Source organism: Variovorax sp. GW821-FHT09D05, assembly GCF_059416325.1.
This window is the reverse complement of sequence record NZ_JBWKOZ010000009.1, coordinates 67,564-83,446: the sequence shown is the minus strand read 5'-3', so window position 1 is coordinate 83,446 and position 15,883 is coordinate 67,564. Positions and strand designations below refer to the sequence as shown.

The window sequence follows — 15,883 nt, the reverse complement described above, 5'->3', positions numbered from 1 at the left end:
TCATCGATTCAACGAGTGTCCATTCATGATTCCCAATTTCCGTCGCAGTGCCGTTGGCATTGCCGTTCTTTCGCTGCTGTCCTGGTCGGCCTTCGCCCAGGACGCGACCACCACGACCACCACCGTCGCGCCCAGCGCCGAAGGCACGTTGTCCACCGTGGAGATCCAGTCCGAGCGCCTCAAGAAGGCGCGCATGGAACTCTCGCCCGAGGTCGGCGCGACCGTCTACCGCATCGACCGCGCGGCCATCGACGCGCTCGGCAAGGGCGACGCCACGCCGCTCGACGACGTGCTGCTGACACTGCCCGGCGTGGCCAAGGACTCGAAGGCTTCCGGCTCGCTGCATGTGCGCGACGACCACGGCAACGTGCAGTACCGCGTCAACGGCGTGCAGCTGCCCGAAGGTATTTCGGGCTTCGGCCAGTCGCTGGACACGCGCTACATCGACTCGGTCAACTTCCTGACCGGCGCCTTGCCCGCGCAATACGGCCTGCGCACTGCCGGGGTGGTCGACATCCAGACCAAGCAGGGCTTCGGCAAGCCCGGCGGTTCGCTCGGCTTCACCTTCGGCAGCCACAACACGCTGGAAGAAAGCGGCTCCGTCTACGGCACCACCGGCAACCTGAGCTACTACCTGTCGGGCAGCCTGGTGTCCAACACCAACGGCATCGAGAACCCGCAGCCCACGCTCAACGCGCAGAACGACCGCACACGGCAGGGCAAGACCTTCGGCAACCTCTCGTACTACCTCGACGCCGATACGCGCCTGGGTCTGATGTTCGGCACCTACAACGGCAAGTTCCAGATTCCGACCAACCCGAACCAGACGCCGTCCTTCTCGCTGGCTGGCTACAGCGACCTGGGCACGGGCTACAACGGGCTGCCGTCGTCCGATGTGCGCGAGCGCCAGACCGAAGCCACGCGCTTCGTCGCGCTGTCATACCAGAAGACGGTGGGCGCGCTGGACTTCCAGCTCTCGGCCTTCCACCAGTACTCGAGCCTGCACTACGTGCCCGACGCAGTGGGCGACCTGATCTACAACGGCGTGGCCTCCGACACCCTGCGCTCCAACTCGTCCAACGGCCTGCAGGCCGATGCGTCGTACAAGCTGAACGATGCCCACACGCTGCGCTTCGGCGGCGCCTACACGCGGCAGACCACGCGCAGCATCAATGCGGTGAACGTGTTCCCGGTCGACGACACCGGCGCGCAGGTAGGCAACACGCCGCTGCTGATCAACGACAACTCCAGCAAGGTCGGCCAGCTCGCCAGCCTCTACCTGCAGGACGAATGGCGCATCGACCCGAAGCTGACCTTCAACTACGGCTTGCGCTACGACAGCGTCGACGCTTTCACCAAGGAGCACCAGTGGAGCCCGCGGCTGAACCTTGCGTACAAGCTGTCGGACGACACGGCGCTGCACGCGGGCTACGCGCGCTACTTCACGCCGCCGCCGCAGGAGCTGGCCTCGCAGCAGAGCATCAATCTGTATGCGGGCACCACCAACCAGCCGGAGGTTGCCAACTCCGATGCGGTGAAGGCGGAGCGCACCCATTACTTCGACCTGGGCGTGGACCACAAGGTGAATGCCAACCTGTCGCTGTCGGCCGACGTGTACTACAAGGACATCACCAACCTGCTCGACGAAGGCCAGTTCGGCCAGGCGCTGATCCTGTCGCCGTTCAACTATGCCAAGGGCTTCGCGCGCGGGCTGGAGCTGTCGGCCCGCTACAGCGACGACCACTGGTCGGCCTATGCGAACTTCGCCTACCAGAAGGCGATGGGCAAGGACATCGTGTCGAGCCAGTCGCTATTCGGCGCCGATGAGCTGAGCTACATCGCCAACCACTACGTGTACCTGGACCACGACCAGACCTACACGCTGTCGGGTGGCGCCAGCTACCGCTTCGGCGACAACCAGGTCAGCGGCGACCTGATCTTCGGCAGCGGCCTGCGCCGCACCCCCGACGGCGGCGCGCCCAACAGCGCGGCGCTGCCGCACTACGCGGTGGTCAACGCCGCCTATTCGCACACCTGGAAGGAGGCTTCGGGCGGCGACATCGTCGGGCGCATCGCCATCCTGAACCTGTTCGACAAGAGCTACCTGCTGCGCGACGGCACGGGCGTGGGCGTGGGCGCGCCGCAGTACGGCACACGGCGCAGCCTGTACGTGAGCATGACCACGCACTTCTGATACAGCCCCGAAGCCAGATGACGCACACGAGGCTCTCGCGCACCGTCGCATTCATGCTGCTCGTCGCAGTGTGGGTGACGTCGACGCTCGGCCTCGTGCATGCCACGCTGCACGTGCCGGGCGATCGCGCCTGGGCCCTGTCCGCCGAGCGCGCGACCGCCGTGGCTGCCGCGTCCCCAGGGGCGCACGCTCTGGCGCAGCGCCACACCTGGCTGCATGCGCTGTTCGGCGACAAGACCGACGCCGAGTGCCGGCTGTACGACCGGCTGTCGCACGGCTTCAGCGCGCCCGGCGTGCCGCTGGTGGTGCTGCCGATGGTGCTGCCGTCGGCCACCTTCGCGTATCTGCAGGGCGAAGCCGTCGCCCGCTGGATCGTGCTGTTCGACGCACGCGGTCCGCCTTCCACTCGCTGAATTTCCGATGTGTTCCGACTGCCGCACCCGCTTGGCGTGGGTGGCGGCCGGTCGCCCCTTGATTTCAACGAGTGTCCATTCATGACTCCCAATTTCCCTCGCAACGCCATCGGCGTTGCCGTTCTTTCGCTTGCCTCCTTCGCAAGCCTGGCTCAGGCGCAGGCCCAACCCGCCGACGCCACCAGCCTGCGCGAAGTCACCGTCACCGGCAACCCGCTCGGCGCCAGCGACCTGATCGCGCCGACCACCACGCTGTCGGGCGACAAGCTGCTGCTGCGCTCCCAATCGACGCTCGGCGAAACGCTCGACAACGTGCCCGGCGTAAGCAGCAGCTACTTCGGCCCCAACGCCAGCCGCCCGATCATTCGCGGCCAGGACGGCGACCGCATCCGCATCCTGCAGAACGGCGGCGGCGCGCCCGACGCCTCGGCGCTGAGCTACGACCACGCCGTGCCGGTCGATGCACTGGTGACCGACCGCATCGAGGTGCTGCGCGGCCCCTCGGCGCTGCAGTACGGCGGCAGCGCCGTCGGCGGCGTGGTCAACGTGATCGACAACCGCATTCCGACGGAACCGATCAACGGCTTCGGCGGCCGCGCCGACCTGGGTTACTCCACCGGCAACAAGGAGAAGAACGGCGGCGTGGTGCTCGAAGGCGGCAATGACCGCCTGGCGATCCACGTCGACGCCTTCAACCGCGACTCGAAAGACGTGTCGGTGCCGATCACGCTCGAATGCAGCAAGCCCGGCTCGCCGTGGACTGCGCGCAAGATCTGCAACTCGGCCAACGAAGCGCACGGCGGCGCCGTCGGCGGCACGATGTTCTTCGACCAGGGCTACATCGGCGCCTCGGTCAGCACCTATCGCAGCAAGTACGGCACCGTGGCTGAAGACGACGTGACCATCGGCATGAAGTCCGACCGCTATGCGATCGAAGGCGAGTGGCGCCCGGGCGGCTTCATCAGCAGCATCCACGCGAAGTTGAGTCACACGGACTACCGCCACACCGAGTTCGAGGGCGGCGAAGCCGGCACCACGTTCTCGAACATGAGCAACGACCTGCGCATCGAGGCGCGCCACCAGAAGATCGGCAACTTCGAAGGCCTGGTCGGCTTCAGCAGCGAAACCAACCGCTTCGCCGCCGACGGCGAGGAGGCCTTTGCGCCGCACAGTCGCACGCGCTCCAACGCGCTGTTCATGTACGAGGAGTACGGCACTTCATGGGGCCGCCTGAGCTTCGGTGCGCGCACCGAGCAGGTCCGCATCCGCTCGCTGGGCTACCCGGACGATCCGACGGTCACGCGCTTTGCTGTTGGCGAGCGCACCTTCAATCCGCACAGTGCGGCCTTCGGTGCGCTGGTCAACCTCGCGCCGCAGTGGCAGCTGACTTCGAACCTCGCCTATACCGAGCGCGCGCCGAAAGACTACGAGCTGCTGGCCAACGGCCCCCACGTGGCAACGGCCGCATGGGAGGTGGGCGACCCGAACCTGAAGAAGGAAAAGTCCACCGGCCTCGACCTGGGCGCTCAATGGAAGTCGGGGCCCAACACGGCCCGCGTCAACGCGTATGTCACGCGCTTCAGCAACTACATCGGCCTGACGGCATCGGGGCGCAACCTCGATGAAGAGGGCAACGTGGCCGAGCCCGGCGCCACCGACACGCTGGCGGAGTACGTCTACAGCGGCGTGCGCGCGCGCTTCACCGGCATCGAGGCCAACGGCAACCTGCGCCTGCTGGGCACCGACGGCTTCGCGCGCATGGGCGACGCGGGCACGCTCGACCTCGAGTGGCGCGGCGACATCGTGCGCGCGAAGAACCTCGACACCGGCGAGCCGCTGCCGCGCATCGCGCCGCTGCGCCTGGGCGCAACGCTGGCCTACGCCAACGGCCCGTGGGGCGCGCGCTTCGGCTTCGACTACAACGCGGCGCAGCACCGCATTCCGTCGGTGGGTGCGCGCGAGACCGATGCATACACGCTGTGGAATGCGGCCATCACCTACCGCATGAAGGTGCAGCGCGCCAACCTTACCTGGTATGCGCGCATGGACAACATCACGAACAAGCTGGCCTACAGCGCGACCTCGATCCTGACGACGACGGTGTATCCGAACGCGCCGTTGCCGGGGCGGACGCTGAAGGTCGGCCTGCGTGTGACGTTCTAAGGGCGTTGGGGAAGGAGGGCGGCGGCGAGGACGAAAGAGTCCCTCGGCTATCCTCGCCGAGTGAATTCCATCGTCATCTCCTCGCTCCTCCCCGTCGTCCTGCTCATTGCTGTCGGCTATCTGGCAGGCAAGCGCCGCTGGATCGGCGGCAATGCGGTGAAAGACCTGTCACACCTCATCTTCCTGCTGCTCGCGCCTGCGCTGCTGTTCCGCGCCATGAGCACGGTGCACGTCGAGCAGTTGAGCCTCAAGCCCGTGGCGGCGTACTTCATCGCCTCGGGCCTGCTGTTCGCGGGCACGCTGGCGCTGCGCGGGTTCAACCGCACGGCGGCCGTGCTCGCGCTGGCCAACACCTACAGCAACACCGTGATGATCGGCATCGCGCTGATCGGCCTCGCATACGGCGAGGAGGGCATGGTGGTGCTGCTCACGTTGATCTCGCTGCATTCGCTGGTGCTGCTGACGAGCGCCACGGTGGTGCTGGAGCTGGCCGTCGCGCGCGAGCAGGCCGGCGCCGCTGGCGCGGACAAGCGTCCGTCGATGGCGCGCACCGTGATGCGCGCGCTGCGCAACGCCATCATTCACCCCGTGCCGATGCCGATCATCGCGGGCCTGCTGTTCGCGCAGACCGGGCTGGTCATGCCCGAGGTCATCGACAAGCCGATCCAGCTGCTGGGCCAGGCTTTTGGGCCGATCGCGCTGGTGATGGTGGGCATCACGCTCGCGCTCACGCCCATCGGCCGGCACTGGCGCGGCGCGCTGGTGCAGGCGCTGGTGAAGAACCTGCTGCATCCGCTGCTGGTGGCCGTCATCGGCTGGCTGCTGGGCGTGCGCGGCATTCCGCTCACGGTGATGGTGGTGGCTGCGGCGCTGCCCATTGGCGCCAACGTGTTCCTGTTCTCGCAGCGCTACCGCACGTCCGAAGACCTGGTGACGGCCAGCGTCGCGGTGTCGACGGTGCTGGGGCTCGTCACGCTCACGCTCGTGATGATGTGTGTGCAGTGGCTGCCCTGAGTCCTTCGGTCTCTTCTCCCTGGCGTTGAGCGGACTTTCGCCTTAGAACGCTTCGCCGCGCGCCTATGCCGTTTGGCAAGGTGGCCGTTTGGCGAGATGGCGCGGGGCCGCTGGCACCCTACATTTGCCGGCTGATGATTCACCCGGCGCGCTCTTCGCCCCTTCTTGCTATGGCGGTGGTCGCGACGGTGATCGCGCTGCACGGCCGTCCCGCGCAGGCCGCGGAGCCTGCTGGCGCGGCCAAGCCGTGCCGTACGCCGTGCCTGTCGGCGAACGTGCCGCGCGAGCCGGCCGAGCCGTCGCCCGCCGAGAAGTCTGAAAAGACGGACGAGGCGCAGTCGAAGCCGAAGCCGGTGATCAGGACGCGCGCACAGCAGCCGGCCGCACCGCCATCACCGCCGCCAGTGCAACGCGAAGCCGCCGCGCCATCGAAGCGCTGCAGCGAAATCAACATGCGCGCCGCCGTCGGCGAGCCGCTGTCGGACCAGGACATGAAGACATTGAGGAGCCAATGCTGATGACGACCACCACCCAACGAGTCCGCGTGGCACTGCGCGTGTTCGCGCTGTGCGCTGCCGCCGTGCTTGCCGCCGCCTGCGCGCACCGCCCCACGCCCGGCAACGCCATGCCTTTCGACCAGGCCGTGAACCAGGCAGTGGACGACCTGATGGTGCAGACGCAGAAGCTGCCGGCCTTCCTGGCCAAGGTGGAGTCGACGCTTACGCAGCGCCGCATCGTGATCGACCCGCTGCTCGAAGGCGCGAGCGGCCAGCAGACCGAGGTGACGCGCGTGGCCGAGCAGCGCATCGTCCAGCGCATGCAGGCGCAGTTCAAGCAGTTCACCGTCACGCCGTTCAACGCCAGCGAAATCGGCAACGCACAGTACGTGCTGAACGGCACGCTGGTGCGCGACAAGGACGCCTCTGGCGGGCCGTACCGGCTGAACCTTGCGCTGACCGAGATCAAGAGCGGCGTGGTGATCGCGCAGTCGGTCACGCGCATCAGCGATGCCACGCTCGACACGCGGCCCACCGCCTTCTTCCGCGACAGTCCAGTGAACGGCAAGGACCGCGGCGTGGAGGGCTACATCCGCACCGCCGAAACCCAACCCGGCCAGGCCGCCGACGCGCTGTACCTGGAGCGCCTGCCAACCTCGACCGTGCTGCAGGAAGCCACCGCTGCCTACGAGGCCGGCCGCATGAGCGAGGCGCTGAGCCGCTACGAGGCCGCGTCGAAACGGCCCGACGGCCAGCAGCTGCGCATCTACAGCGGGCTGTACCTCACGCAATCGCAGCTCGGCCGCACTGCCGATGCCGAGAAGACCTTCGGCACCATCGCGCGCCTGGGGCTCGAAACCAACAACCTGAGCGTGAAGTTCCTGTTCAAGCCGGGCTCGACCGATTTCCTCTCCGATCCGAAGATCAGCACCGCCTATCCGATGTGGCTGCGCCAGATCGCGCGGCAGGCGGCGCAGATCGATTCGTGCGTGGTGGTCACGGGCCACACGAGCCGCACGGGCTCGGAGGCGGTGAACGAGCGGCTGTCGCTGCAGCGCGCGGTGAGCGTGAAGGCCCGGCTGGTGGGCGAGGCGCCGCCGCTGTCGAAGAAGCTGCGCGAATCGGGCATGGGCTTTCGCGAGAACATCGTCGGAACGGGGGCCGACGATGCGAGCGACGCGCTGGACCGGCGCGTCGAATTCAAGGTGGTCGGCTGCGAGGCCTGACGACGCGGCTCAGGGGGCGAGGCGCTCGCGCACCCAGTCGCTGCCTTCGAGCCGGTAGCGCAGCCGGTCATGCAGCCGGCTCTTGCGGCCTTGCCAGAATTCCCAGCGGTCGGGCACCAGCCGATAGCCGCCCCAGTGCGGCGGGCGCGGCGGCGAGAGCAGGTGCTTGGCGGCGAACACGGCTGCGTTCTTCACCAGCACGTCGCGTCCGCTGATCACTTCGCTCTGCGGGCTGGCCCAGGCGCCGATGCGCGAGTCGAGCGGGCGGCTTGCGAAGTAGGCGTCGCTCTCTTCGGCGCCCGCCTTCTCGACGCGGCCCTCGATGCGCACCACGCGCTCCAGCTCGACCCAGTGGAACTGCAGCGACGCATACGGATTGCCCGACAGCTCGCGGCCCTTGCGGCTTTCGTAGTTGGTGTACCAGACGATGCCGCGCGCGTCGTAGCCCTTGATGAGAACGATGCGGCTCGACGGCCGCAGGTCGCTGCCCACGGTGCACAGCGTCATCGCGTTGGGCTCGGGCACCTGCGCGTCGATGGCTTCGGTGAGCCAGCGTTCGAACTGCTTCAGCGGATCGCCGGCGCTGTGGGCCTCGCCGAGTTCTGCGCGCTCGTAGCTCTTGCGCAGTGCCGCCAGTGCGTCATTGGAGAGAGGAGAAGTCATGCCGGGATTGTTGCGCACATACTCGGCCCATGACGACACAGAAGGCGAATTCCCCGGTAGTGATCGTGCTGGCCTCGGGCCGCGGCGAGCGCTTCATTGCGGCTGGCGGCACGGGATCGAAGCTGAAGGCGCTGCTCGCCGGCAAGCCGGTGCTGGAGCGCACGCTCGACGCGGTGCGCGCCAGCGGCCTGCCGTGGCATGTGGAAGACGCGGGGCACCCCGGCATGGGCGACTCGATCGCAGCTGCCGTGCGCGCCACGTCCGATGCGCAGGGCTGGCTGATCCTGCCGGGCGACCTGCCGCTGGTGCTGCCCGCGACGCTGCAGGCGGTTGCAGCCGCCCTTGGCGGCCGGGTGAATGCCGTGCAGCCGCAGTACCGGGGAGAGCGCGGGCATCCGGTGGGCTTTGGCGCCGGATGCGGCGTGCAGCTCGCTACCTTGGAGGGAGGCCTCGGCGCATCGTCCATCCTGCGGTCGATGCGCGCCATCGATTCGGTTGCCGACCTGGCGGTGGACGATGTCGGCGTGGTCACCGACATCGACACGCCCGAGGCGCTGGCGCAGGCCGAGGCGCTGTGGCTGGCGCGCGTGAACGCCTAGCCTTTTCTATTCGATCAGGGCTTTGCGATCACGGCGCAGGCGATGCGCGGGCCCGAGTTGCCTGCCGGCTGCGTTGTGAAATCGTCGGGGTCGCGGTGCACCACCAGCGCACGGCCGACTACGCTGTTGGCAGCGCCCGGGGTCAGCGAGATCGCGTGGTCTTCCACGCTGAAGCGTGCCATGCCGTTGGCGTCGGCGCGCAGGCTCGGCAGTTCGCCGGCATGGCTGCCTGGCGCGGCGAACTTGCCGTGCGTGCCGCCGGTCGGGTTGAAGTGGCCGCCCGAGGCATTGCCGTTGTCGCCGCAGTCGCCCTTTTCGTGGATGTGGAAGCCGTGCTCGCTGCCCGGCACCAGGCCGCGCACCTCGCCCGACACGCGCACGCCATGCTCGAGGGCGGTGAAGGTCACCGTGCCGCGCGTCGGGTTGGGCGTGATCGCGGCGGTCGGCACCAGTTCGACGGCCGTGCTCGGCTTGCCGCCCATGCTGCCGCAGGCGGCCAGGAGGGCCGAGGCGAGGAGGGCGGCGCCGGTGGCGATGAGACGACGTTGGTTCATGTGTTTTCCTTGGAAGGTCCGGAAGATTGGGATGATTCGGAATTGTCTGGAGACCCCGGAACATATACCGGAGCCTGCGGTGCATCGCAATCAGCAGCGTTCCCTGACTGGCGCTGCTCCTGTTCCTTCGCCGCGGCCAGCGCCACCAGCCGCGCCAGCGCCGCGTCGTGGATCGAATGCCGCTGCAGCTCCAGCAGCGTCTGCTGCGCGTAGTCGAGCGAGCTGCCGTAGCGGCCCACCGCGTGGGCGAAGATGTGGCGGTAGCGCTCGTCGCTGAGCTCGCCCGTGAAGTTGGGGCTGCGCCGCGAGAGCGTGAACGCCAGCGCGCGCACATGGCCTTCGGCCGTGCCGCATTGCAGCCACCTGGGGTCGTACACGCCGGTCGGCATCTCGCGCAGCCAGAGCCGGCGCAGGGTTTCGAGGCCCTCGGCCTTCGGCACGCGGAACACCATGCCGCGGCAGCTGCCGCCCGAGAGCAGTCCGAACACGAGGCCCGGTGTCTGCACGCTGCCGCGGTTCACGCGGCTCCACATCTTCAGCGCGCGGTGCCAGCCGTGCACCCAGGCCGGCCGGCGCTCGGTAAAACCGAACTCGGGCCGCCATATCAGCGAGCCGTAGCCGAAGAGCCAGAGGTCCTCATGCCCGCCCCAGTCGGCGATGGCGCGCTCGAGCATCGGCTGCGGGTCGCGCAGGGGCTTGGGCATGGGGTCGAGTCCCGGCGGACCGGGGTTCGGCGCAGGGTCCGACACGGGGGTGTCAGGGCCGACGCCTACAATTTCCTGATCATGGTTCACCGCACCATTATTTACCGACCTCTTTCCTACGGAGCAAGACCCGCAATGAGCGACGACGACAGCCAGCAGAATTTCATCATCGGATTCGTCATGGCGCTGATCGCCCTGGTGATCTTCTTCGTGGTGGGCATCGTGCTCTGGCACAAGGGGCACAACCCGGCGGCCGCCAAGCCCGCTGCGGCAGTGACAATCTCGGCGCCCGCACCCGGAGCGGCGCCCAAGGTGGCCGAGGTCACAGAGACGGTGACGGTCACGATCCCCGACGGCGCCAGCGTCCGCGTGGTCGACGGCGTGGTGAGCTTCTACTTCGCGACCGGCAGCGCCGATCTCGCACCGGGCGCCGCCGAAGCACTGGCCGCGGTCATCAAGGGCGTCGAAAGCGGCCGCAAGGCGGTGATCTCGGGCTTCCACGACACCACCGGCGACGCTGCCATCAACGAACAGCTGGCGAAGAAGCGCGCCGAGATGGTGCGCGACGTGCTCGTGGGCCTGGGCGTTCCGGCGGCCAAGGTCGACCTGCAGAAGCCCGCCGTGACGGCCGGCACTGGCAACAACGCCGAGGCTCGCCGTGTCGAGGTGAAGCTGGTCGACTGAGCGCCACGCGCTCCGATTGCCAGATCAGAGAAGAAGCCCGGTGACGCCGGGCTTTTTTGCGTGCGCCTCCCTGCAAGGCGCGAATGGGTAAATTCGTATTGCCTGGCGCCCGGATTTCATCGGGCTTTCGCGCCCGGCTTGTTACCATGGGCCTCCAGGCCCACAGTCGCCCTGGCGACATGCAGCAAGAGCCACGTACCCCCATGAGCAGCAGCACAAACCCCACCGTCCGCGACGTTACCGATCGCATCCGCGAGCGCAGCCAAGGGCTGCGCGGCGCCTACCTCACCCGCCTTGCCGAAATCCGCGCCCGCGACCGCGGCTCCGACCGCATGGGCTGCGCCAACGTGGCGCACGCCGTGGCCGGCATCCCGGCCAACGACAAGTTCCGCGTGGTGACCGAGCGCGCACCCAACATCGGCATCGTCACAGCCTACAACGACATGCTCTCGGCCCACGCGCCGTACCAGGGCTACCCGGACATCATCAAGCAGGAGGCCCGCCGCCTCGGCGCCACCGCGCAGGTGGCCGGCGGCGTACCCGCCATGTGCGACGGCGTCACGCAAGGCACGCCCGGCATGGAGCTGAGCCTGTTCAGCCGCGACCTGATCGCCATGAGCACAGCGGTCGCGCTCACGCACGACATGTTCGATGCGGCACTGCTGCTCGGCGTGTGCGACAAGATCGTGCCGGGCCTGCTCATCGGCGCGCTGCACTTCGGCCACTTGCCGACCGTGTTCGTGCCGGCCGGCCCGATGCCCTCGGGCCTGTCGAACGGCGCCAAGTCGAAGGTGCGCGAACAGGCGGCGCAGGGCCTTGTGGGCCGCCAGGGCCTGCTCGACGCCGAGATGGCCGCCTATCACACGGTGGGCACCTGCACCTTCTACGGCACCGCCAACAGCAACCAGATGCTGCTCGAAGCCATGGGCCTGCACGTGCCCGGCACGGCCTTCATCCAGCCCGGCGACGCGATGCGCGAAACGCTCACGCGCGAGGCCGTGCGCACGGTGCTGGGCAAGGCGGGCGAGGCAGCATTCAATTGCCCGCCCATCGGCGAGATGGTCGACGAGCGCTGCATCGTCAACGCCATGGTCGCCCTGCTCGCCACGGGCGGCTCCACCAACCACCTGATCCACTGGGTGGCCGTGGCGCGCGCCGCCGGCATCCTGATCGACTGGGACGACTTCTCCAAGCTCTCCGACGTGGTGCCGCTGCTGAGCCGCGTGTACCCCAACGGCAGCGCCGACGTGAACGAGTTCCAGGCCTCGGGCGGCCCCGGCTTCGTGATCGGCGAACTGGTCGATGCCGGCCTCATGCATGCCGACGTGCTGACGGTGCGCTCGGGCGGCATCCGTGAATTCGCGAACATTCCGGCGCTGGCAGGCGATGCGGGCGAGCACCGCCTGCAATGGACCCCCGCCGCGCCCCTGAAGAACGAAGCCGTCACGCGCACGGTCGCGAGCCCGTTCAGCGCCACTGGCGGCCTGAAGCTGCTGAGTGGCAACCTCGGGCGCAGCGTCATCAAGGTGTCCTCGGTGCCCGACGACCGCCACGTCATCGAAGCCCCGGCGCGCGTGTTCGACTCGCAGGCCGCGCTGCAGAAGGCATTCACGGCCGGGGAACTCGAGCGCGACGTGGTCTGCGTGGTGCGCTGGCAGGGCCCGCAGGCCAACGGCATGCCCGAGCTGCACAAGCTCACGCCGCCGCTGTCGGTGCTGCAGGGCAAGGGGTTCCGCGTGGCGCTGGTCACCGATGGCCGCATGAGCGGCGCGTCGGGCAAGATTCCGGCCGCGATCCACGTCTCGCCCGAAGCGGCAGCGGGCGGCCCGCTCGCCAAGGTGCGCGACGGCGACCTGATCCGCCTCGACTCCGTCGCGGGTACGCTCGCCGTGTTGCTGCCCGAAGACGAATGGGCAGCGCGCGAGACCGCAACGCAACCCGAAGCGCAGCGCATCGCCGACGGACACGGCCTCGGCCGTGAACTGTTCGCCGGCATGCGCCGCAATGCATTGACCGCAGAAGAAGGAGCCTGCTCATGGCTATGAACGAAAAACTCACCGCGCTGGATGTGATGCGCGACGCCCCGGTCATTCCGGTCATCGTGCTGAACGACGTGAAAGACGCCGTGCCTCTGGCGCGCGCGCTGGTGGCCGGCGGCATCCGCATGCTCGAAGTCACGCTGCGCACGCCGCAGGCGCTGCAGTGCATCGAGGCCATCGCCAAGGACGTGCCCGAAGCCGTGGCCGGTGCCGGCACCATCCGCAGTGCGGCCGATGCGCAAGCCTCGGCGCTGGCGGGTGCCAAGTTCGGCGTGAGCCCGGGCTACACGCGCGCGGTCGGCAAGGCCTGCCACGACCTCGGCCTGCCGCTGCTGCCCGGCGTGGCCACCGGCAGCGAAATCATGACCGCGCAGGAAGACGGCTACACGCAGCTGAAGTTCTTCCCCGCGCTGCAGGCTGGTGGCCTGCCCATGCTCAAGGCATGGCAGGGGCCGTTCGGCGACGTCACCTTCTGCCCGACGGGCGGCATCCATGCGGGCAACGCAGCCGAGTTTCTTGCGCTGTCGAACGTGGCCTGCGTGGGCGGTTCGTGGATTGTGCCGACCGACGCGATCCGCGATGGCGACTGGGCGCGCATCGAGCAACTGGCACGCGCCGCGAGCCAACTGCCGCGCTGAGCATCGCCATGAGCGGCGCTGATTTCGACGCGAGCGACCTCAAGGTCATCGCGTTCGACGTTTTCGGCACGGTGGTCGACTGGCACAGCGGCATTGCCGCCGAGGCCGAGAGCGCACTGCCGGGCGTGGACGGCGCAGCCTTTGCGCTGGCATGGCGTGCCGGCTACCAGCCCGCGATGAAGGCGGTGATGGAACGCATCGCCGCGGGCGAGGGCGGCTTCACGCTGCTCGACGAACTGCACCTGAGCATGCTCGAACAGGTGCTGCACGACTTCAGCCTGGCCGACCGCCTCGACACCGCCGCCAAGCGCGACCTGAGCCGCGCCTGGCATCGACTGCCAGCCTGGCCCGATTCGGTGGCCGGGCTCACGCGGCTCAAGAAGAAGTTCACCATCTGCACGCTGTCGAACGGCAACATCGGCCTGCTCACCGAAATGGCCAAGCGCGCCGGCCTGCCCTGGGACTGCGTGCTGTCGGCCGAAGTGTTCAAGGCCTACAAGCCCGACCCGCGAACCTACCTCGGCGTGGCGGGCGTGTTCGACGCAACGCCCGGGCAGGTGATGCTGGCCGCCGCGCACCACGACGACCTGGCCGCCGCGCGTACCTGCGGCCTGAAGACCGCGTACATCGAGCGCCCGCATGAATTCGGCCGCGCCAGGCCGAAGGATGTGTCGCCGCAGGTGGACAACAACCTGCATGCGCGCGACATCAACGAGTTGGCCGACCTGCTGGGCTGCTGATCAGTCGGTGAGCAGCTTCTCTACCGTGCGCAGGTTGCGCGTGGTTGTGCTCGACTTGTAGCGGGTCTTGGCGAGCAGCTTGGCCACCGGTGTATCGAGGCTCTCGCCGCGCGGGCATTGCCAATAGAGCACGCCCTTGCCGCGCTTCAGCTGTTCAACGTCAGCATCGACGGTGCCGGCCTTCTCCACGATTTCATCGAGCATCGCGGCGTCGGAGCCGAACACGATGTAGGGATGGCGCTCTTCGTCGATGCGCTCGAAGGGGTAGCCCGCCGCCATCTCGGCCACGGTCTTCTGCGTGAGCAGCACGATCCATGCGTCGTAGCCGAATCGCTTGCGCAAGGCCTGCTCGATGCGCGTGCGCAGCGCGGCGGAGTCGCTCTCGCTGGTGTCGAACAGCACGTTGCCGCTGGCGAGCACGGTGCGCACCGCGCCGAAGCCCAGTTCGACGAAGAGCGCCTTCAGATCGGCGCTCTTGATCGTGATGCCGTTGACGTTCACGCCGCGCAGCAGCGCGACATGGCGGGTTGTCGTGGCCTGCTTCTTCGTGCTTGCCATGGGCTGTCCCGCCGAGGTTCAGCGCAGGCCGCCGCCAGCGGCGCCTTCGTCGCGCTGGATCAGCTCGATCTTGTAGCCATCAGGGTCCGTGACGAACGCGATCACCGTGGTGCCACCCTTGACCGGCCCCGCCTCGCGCGTCACGTTGCCGCCCGCGGCCTTGATCTTCTCGCAGGCCGCGTATGCATCGGGCACGCCCAGCGCGATGTGGCCGTAGGCGGTGCCGAGTTCGTAGCTTTCGGTGCCCCAGTTGTAGGTGAGCTCGATCTCGGCCTGGTCGGGGTTGCCCTTGCCGTAGCCGATGAAGGCGAGGCTGTATTTGTACTCGGGGTTTTCGGACGTGCGCAGCAGGTTCATGCCGAGCACCTTGGTGTAGAAGTCGATGGAGCGCTGGAGGTTGCCAACGCGCAGCATGGTGTGAAGGAGTCGCATCTCGTGGTGCCGTGTAGTTATGGGAAAGATCGGAAAGGGAGGCCGCTATTGTCTGCCTCCCGGCGCGGCGATCAAGCTGCGAGGGTGAGCAGATGGGCCTGGTGGCGCTGCAGGAATTCCATCAGGTGCTGCGGATACTCAGGCACCACGGCGTTGCGCACGCTGGGACGGGCGGCCAGCGCCTTGCGCCAGGCATCGACCTTGGGCAGGGCATCGAAGACGTGCGAGTCGCTGATCGCATCGAACACCTCGAAGTAGCGGAACACCGGCGCGAAGACCGCATCGACGAGGCTGAAGCTGCGGCCTGCGAAGTAGGGGCCTTCGCCCAGCGCAGCCTCGACGCGCCCGAACTTGGCGATGAGCGCGAGGCGCTTCTGCTCGAACACGGCTGCGTCCTGCGTGGTCTCGTAGCCCCAGAGGTCGGCGAGGATGGCCGAGCCGAACTCCATCCAGGCGCGGTGCTCGGCGCGGGTGAGCGGGTCTTCGGGGTGCAGGCGCGCGCCGGGCTGCGTTTCTTCGAGGTACTCGCAGATCACGTTGCTTTCGAACAGCACGGCCTCGCTGCCATCGGGGCGCTGTACCTTCAGCAGCGGCACCTTGCCGAGCGGCGAGATGTCGAGGAACCACTGGGGCTTGTTGGCGAGGTCGATCACGACGCGCTCGAAGGGCACGTCTTTTTCATTCAGCGCAATCGCGGCGCGTTGCACGTACGGGCACAGCAGGTGGCTGACGAGGGTGAGGGCTTGTCGCGTCATGGGGCTTTCC

At 68.0% G+C, this 15,883-nt stretch carries 17 protein-coding genes; 11 read left to right on the top strand and 6 right to left on the bottom strand.

Going from position 1 to position 15,883, the window contains the following annotated elements; genetic code table 11:
• Window positions 1-25: 25 nt before the first annotated feature.
• The 6 genes from AC07O3_RS23980 (at window position 26) to AC07O3_RS23955 (ending at window position 7,507) form a co-directional block, all read left to right on the top strand.
• Window positions 26-2,194 carry a TonB-dependent receptor gene (locus tag AC07O3_RS23980; protein WP_354337630.1) on the top strand — a complete coding sequence of 723 codons (2,169 nt, stop codon included), beginning with the start codon at window positions 26-28 and terminating at the stop codon, window positions 2,192-2,194.
• Window positions 2,195-2,211: 17 nt separating this feature from the next.
• A complete protein-coding gene (locus tag AC07O3_RS23975) occupies window positions 2,212-2,607 on the top strand; it encodes a hypothetical protein (RefSeq protein WP_495340497.1) in 396 nt (131 codons plus the stop codon).
• Window positions 2,608-2,688: 81 nt separating this feature from the next.
• Window positions 2,689-4,770, top strand: a complete 2,082-nt coding sequence (locus tag AC07O3_RS23970) for a TonB-dependent receptor (protein ID WP_426392060.1) — start codon at window positions 2,689-2,691, stop codon at window positions 4,768-4,770.
• A 60-nt stretch (window positions 4,771-4,830) separates the two neighbouring features.
• Window positions 4,831-5,784 carry an AEC family transporter gene (locus AC07O3_RS23965; RefSeq protein ID WP_093058248.1) on the top strand — a complete coding sequence of 318 codons (954 nt, stop codon included), beginning with the start codon at window positions 4,831-4,833 and terminating at the stop codon, window positions 5,782-5,784.
• A 170-nt stretch (window positions 5,785-5,954) separates the two neighbouring features.
• Entirely contained in the window at window positions 5,955-6,302 is a 348-nt protein-coding gene (locus AC07O3_RS23960) for a hypothetical protein (protein ID WP_495340496.1), read from the top strand.
• On the top strand, window positions 6,296-7,507 hold the full coding sequence (locus AC07O3_RS23955) for an OmpA family protein (protein ID WP_495340495.1): 1,212 nt from the start codon (window positions 6,296-6,298) through the stop codon (window positions 7,505-7,507). Before AC07O3_RS23960 ends, AC07O3_RS23955 begins: the two co-directional genes overlap by 7 nt.
• Before the next feature lie 9 nt (window positions 7,508-7,516).
• On the opposite strand, the gene pdxH is transcribed toward AC07O3_RS23955, so the two are convergent.
• Window positions 7,517-8,170, bottom strand: coding sequence for a pyridoxamine 5'-phosphate oxidase (pdxH, locus tag AC07O3_RS23950; RefSeq protein WP_097200856.1), 654 nt, complete (start codon window positions 8,168-8,170; stop codon window positions 7,517-7,519).
• A 29-nt stretch (window positions 8,171-8,199) separates the two neighbouring features.
• On the opposite strand from pdxH, the gene AC07O3_RS23945 reads away from it, so the two are divergent.
• Window positions 8,200-8,769, top strand: a complete 570-nt coding sequence (locus AC07O3_RS23945; RefSeq protein ID WP_495340494.1) for a nucleotidyltransferase family protein — start codon at window positions 8,200-8,202, stop codon at window positions 8,767-8,769.
• A gap of 14 nt (window positions 8,770-8,783) precedes the next feature.
• On the opposite strand, the gene AC07O3_RS23940 is transcribed toward AC07O3_RS23945, so the two are convergent.
• A complete protein-coding gene (locus tag AC07O3_RS23940) occupies window positions 8,784-9,323 on the bottom strand; it encodes a superoxide dismutase family protein (protein WP_093058251.1) in 540 nt (179 codons plus the stop codon).
• The gene (locus tag AC07O3_RS23935) at window positions 9,320-10,027 is read right to left on the bottom strand and encodes a gamma-glutamylcyclotransferase (RefSeq protein WP_489017197.1); all 708 of its coding nucleotides are present in this window, start codon (window positions 10,025-10,027) and stop codon (window positions 9,320-9,322) included. The genes AC07O3_RS23940 and AC07O3_RS23935 overlap by 4 nt, the downstream gene beginning before the upstream one ends.
• A gap of 135 nt (window positions 10,028-10,162) precedes the next feature.
• On the opposite strand from AC07O3_RS23935, the gene AC07O3_RS23930 reads away from it, so the two are divergent.
• The 4 genes from AC07O3_RS23930 to AC07O3_RS23915 all read left to right on the top strand — a co-directional run bounded on the left by AC07O3_RS23930 (window position 10,163) and on the right by AC07O3_RS23915 (window position 14,128).
• Window positions 10,163-10,711 (top strand): OmpA family protein, encoded by a 549-nt coding sequence (locus AC07O3_RS23930; protein WP_093058253.1) that lies wholly within the window; start codon window positions 10,163-10,165, stop codon window positions 10,709-10,711.
• Window positions 10,712-10,914: 203 nt separating this feature from the next.
• Entirely contained in the window at window positions 10,915-12,756 is a 1,842-nt protein-coding gene (gene edd, locus AC07O3_RS23925; protein ID WP_093058254.1) for a phosphogluconate dehydratase, read from the top strand.
• Window positions 12,747-13,388 carry a bifunctional 4-hydroxy-2-oxoglutarate aldolase/2-dehydro-3-deoxy-phosphogluconate aldolase gene (gene eda, locus AC07O3_RS23920; RefSeq protein ID WP_093058255.1) on the top strand — a complete coding sequence of 214 codons (642 nt, stop codon included), beginning with the start codon at window positions 12,747-12,749 and terminating at the stop codon, window positions 13,386-13,388. The genes edd and eda overlap by 10 nt, the downstream gene beginning before the upstream one ends.
• Window positions 13,389-13,396: 8 nt before the next feature.
• Window positions 13,397-14,128: a haloacid dehalogenase type II gene (locus AC07O3_RS23915; protein ID WP_093078830.1), complete on the top strand. Its 732-nt coding sequence runs from the start codon at window positions 13,397-13,399 to the stop codon at window positions 14,126-14,128.
• On the opposite strand, the gene AC07O3_RS23910 is transcribed toward AC07O3_RS23915, so the two are convergent.
• From AC07O3_RS23910 to AC07O3_RS23900, 3 genes are all read right to left on the bottom strand, one after another.
• Entirely contained in the window at window positions 14,129-14,686 is a 558-nt protein-coding gene (locus AC07O3_RS23910) for a DUF1697 domain-containing protein (protein WP_097199623.1), read from the bottom strand.
• Window positions 14,687-14,704: 18 nt separating this feature from the next.
• Window positions 14,705-15,118: a lactoylglutathione lyase gene (gloA, locus tag AC07O3_RS23905; protein ID WP_081268016.1), complete on the bottom strand. Its 414-nt coding sequence runs from the start codon at window positions 15,116-15,118 to the stop codon at window positions 14,705-14,707.
• Window positions 15,119-15,189: 71 nt separating this feature from the next.
• Window positions 15,190-15,873: a glutathione S-transferase family protein gene (locus AC07O3_RS23900; protein WP_093058259.1), complete on the bottom strand. Its 684-nt coding sequence runs from the start codon at window positions 15,871-15,873 to the stop codon at window positions 15,190-15,192.
• Window positions 15,874-15,883: the final 10 nt, after the last annotated feature.

What these genes read in the sequence shown, in the direction of transcription:
- AC07O3_RS23980 (WP_354337630.1), top strand. Translation starts at nt 26, where the DNA reads ATGATTCCCAATTTCCGTCGCAGTGCCGTTGGCATTGCCGTTCTTTCG.
- AC07O3_RS23975 (WP_495340497.1), top strand. Translation starts at nt 2,212, where the DNA reads ATGACGCACACGAGGCTCTCGCGCACCGTCGCATTCATGCTGCTCGTC.
- AC07O3_RS23970 (WP_426392060.1), top strand. Translation starts at nt 2,689, where the DNA reads ATGACTCCCAATTTCCCTCGCAACGCCATCGGCGTTGCCGTTCTTTCG.
- AC07O3_RS23960 (WP_495340496.1), top strand. Translation starts at nt 5,955, where the DNA reads ATGGCGGTGGTCGCGACGGTGATCGCGCTGCACGGCCGTCCCGCGCAG.
- AC07O3_RS23955 (WP_495340495.1), top strand. Translation starts at nt 6,296, where the DNA reads ATGCTGATGACGACCACCACCCAACGAGTCCGCGTGGCACTGCGCGTG.
- pdxH (WP_097200856.1), bottom strand. Translation starts at nt 8,170, where the DNA reads ATGACTTCTCCTCTCTCCAATGACGCACTGGCGGCACTGCGCAAGAGC.
- AC07O3_RS23945 (WP_495340494.1), top strand. Translation starts at nt 8,200, where the DNA reads ATGACGACACAGAAGGCGAATTCCCCGGTAGTGATCGTGCTGGCCTCG.
- AC07O3_RS23940 (WP_093058251.1), bottom strand. Translation starts at nt 9,323, where the DNA reads ATGAACCAACGTCGTCTCATCGCCACCGGCGCCGCCCTCCTCGCCTCG.
- AC07O3_RS23935 (WP_489017197.1), bottom strand. Translation starts at nt 10,027, where the DNA reads ATGCCCAAGCCCCTGCGCGACCCGCAGCCGATGCTCGAGCGCGCCATC.
- AC07O3_RS23930 (WP_093058253.1), top strand. Translation starts at nt 10,163, where the DNA reads ATGAGCGACGACGACAGCCAGCAGAATTTCATCATCGGATTCGTCATG.
- edd (WP_093058254.1), top strand. Translation starts at nt 10,915, where the DNA reads ATGAGCAGCAGCACAAACCCCACCGTCCGCGACGTTACCGATCGCATC.
- eda (WP_093058255.1), top strand. Translation starts at nt 12,747, where the DNA reads ATGGCTATGAACGAAAAACTCACCGCGCTGGATGTGATGCGCGACGCC.
- AC07O3_RS23915 (WP_093078830.1), top strand. Translation starts at nt 13,397, where the DNA reads ATGAGCGGCGCTGATTTCGACGCGAGCGACCTCAAGGTCATCGCGTTC.
- AC07O3_RS23910 (WP_097199623.1), bottom strand. Translation starts at nt 14,686, where the DNA reads ATGGCAAGCACGAAGAAGCAGGCCACGACAACCCGCCATGTCGCGCTG.
- gloA (WP_081268016.1), bottom strand. Translation starts at nt 15,118, where the DNA reads ATGCGACTCCTTCACACCATGCTGCGCGTTGGCAACCTCCAGCGCTCC.
- AC07O3_RS23900 (WP_093058259.1), bottom strand. Translation starts at nt 15,873, where the DNA reads ATGACGCGACAAGCCCTCACCCTCGTCAGCCACCTGCTGTGCCCGTAC.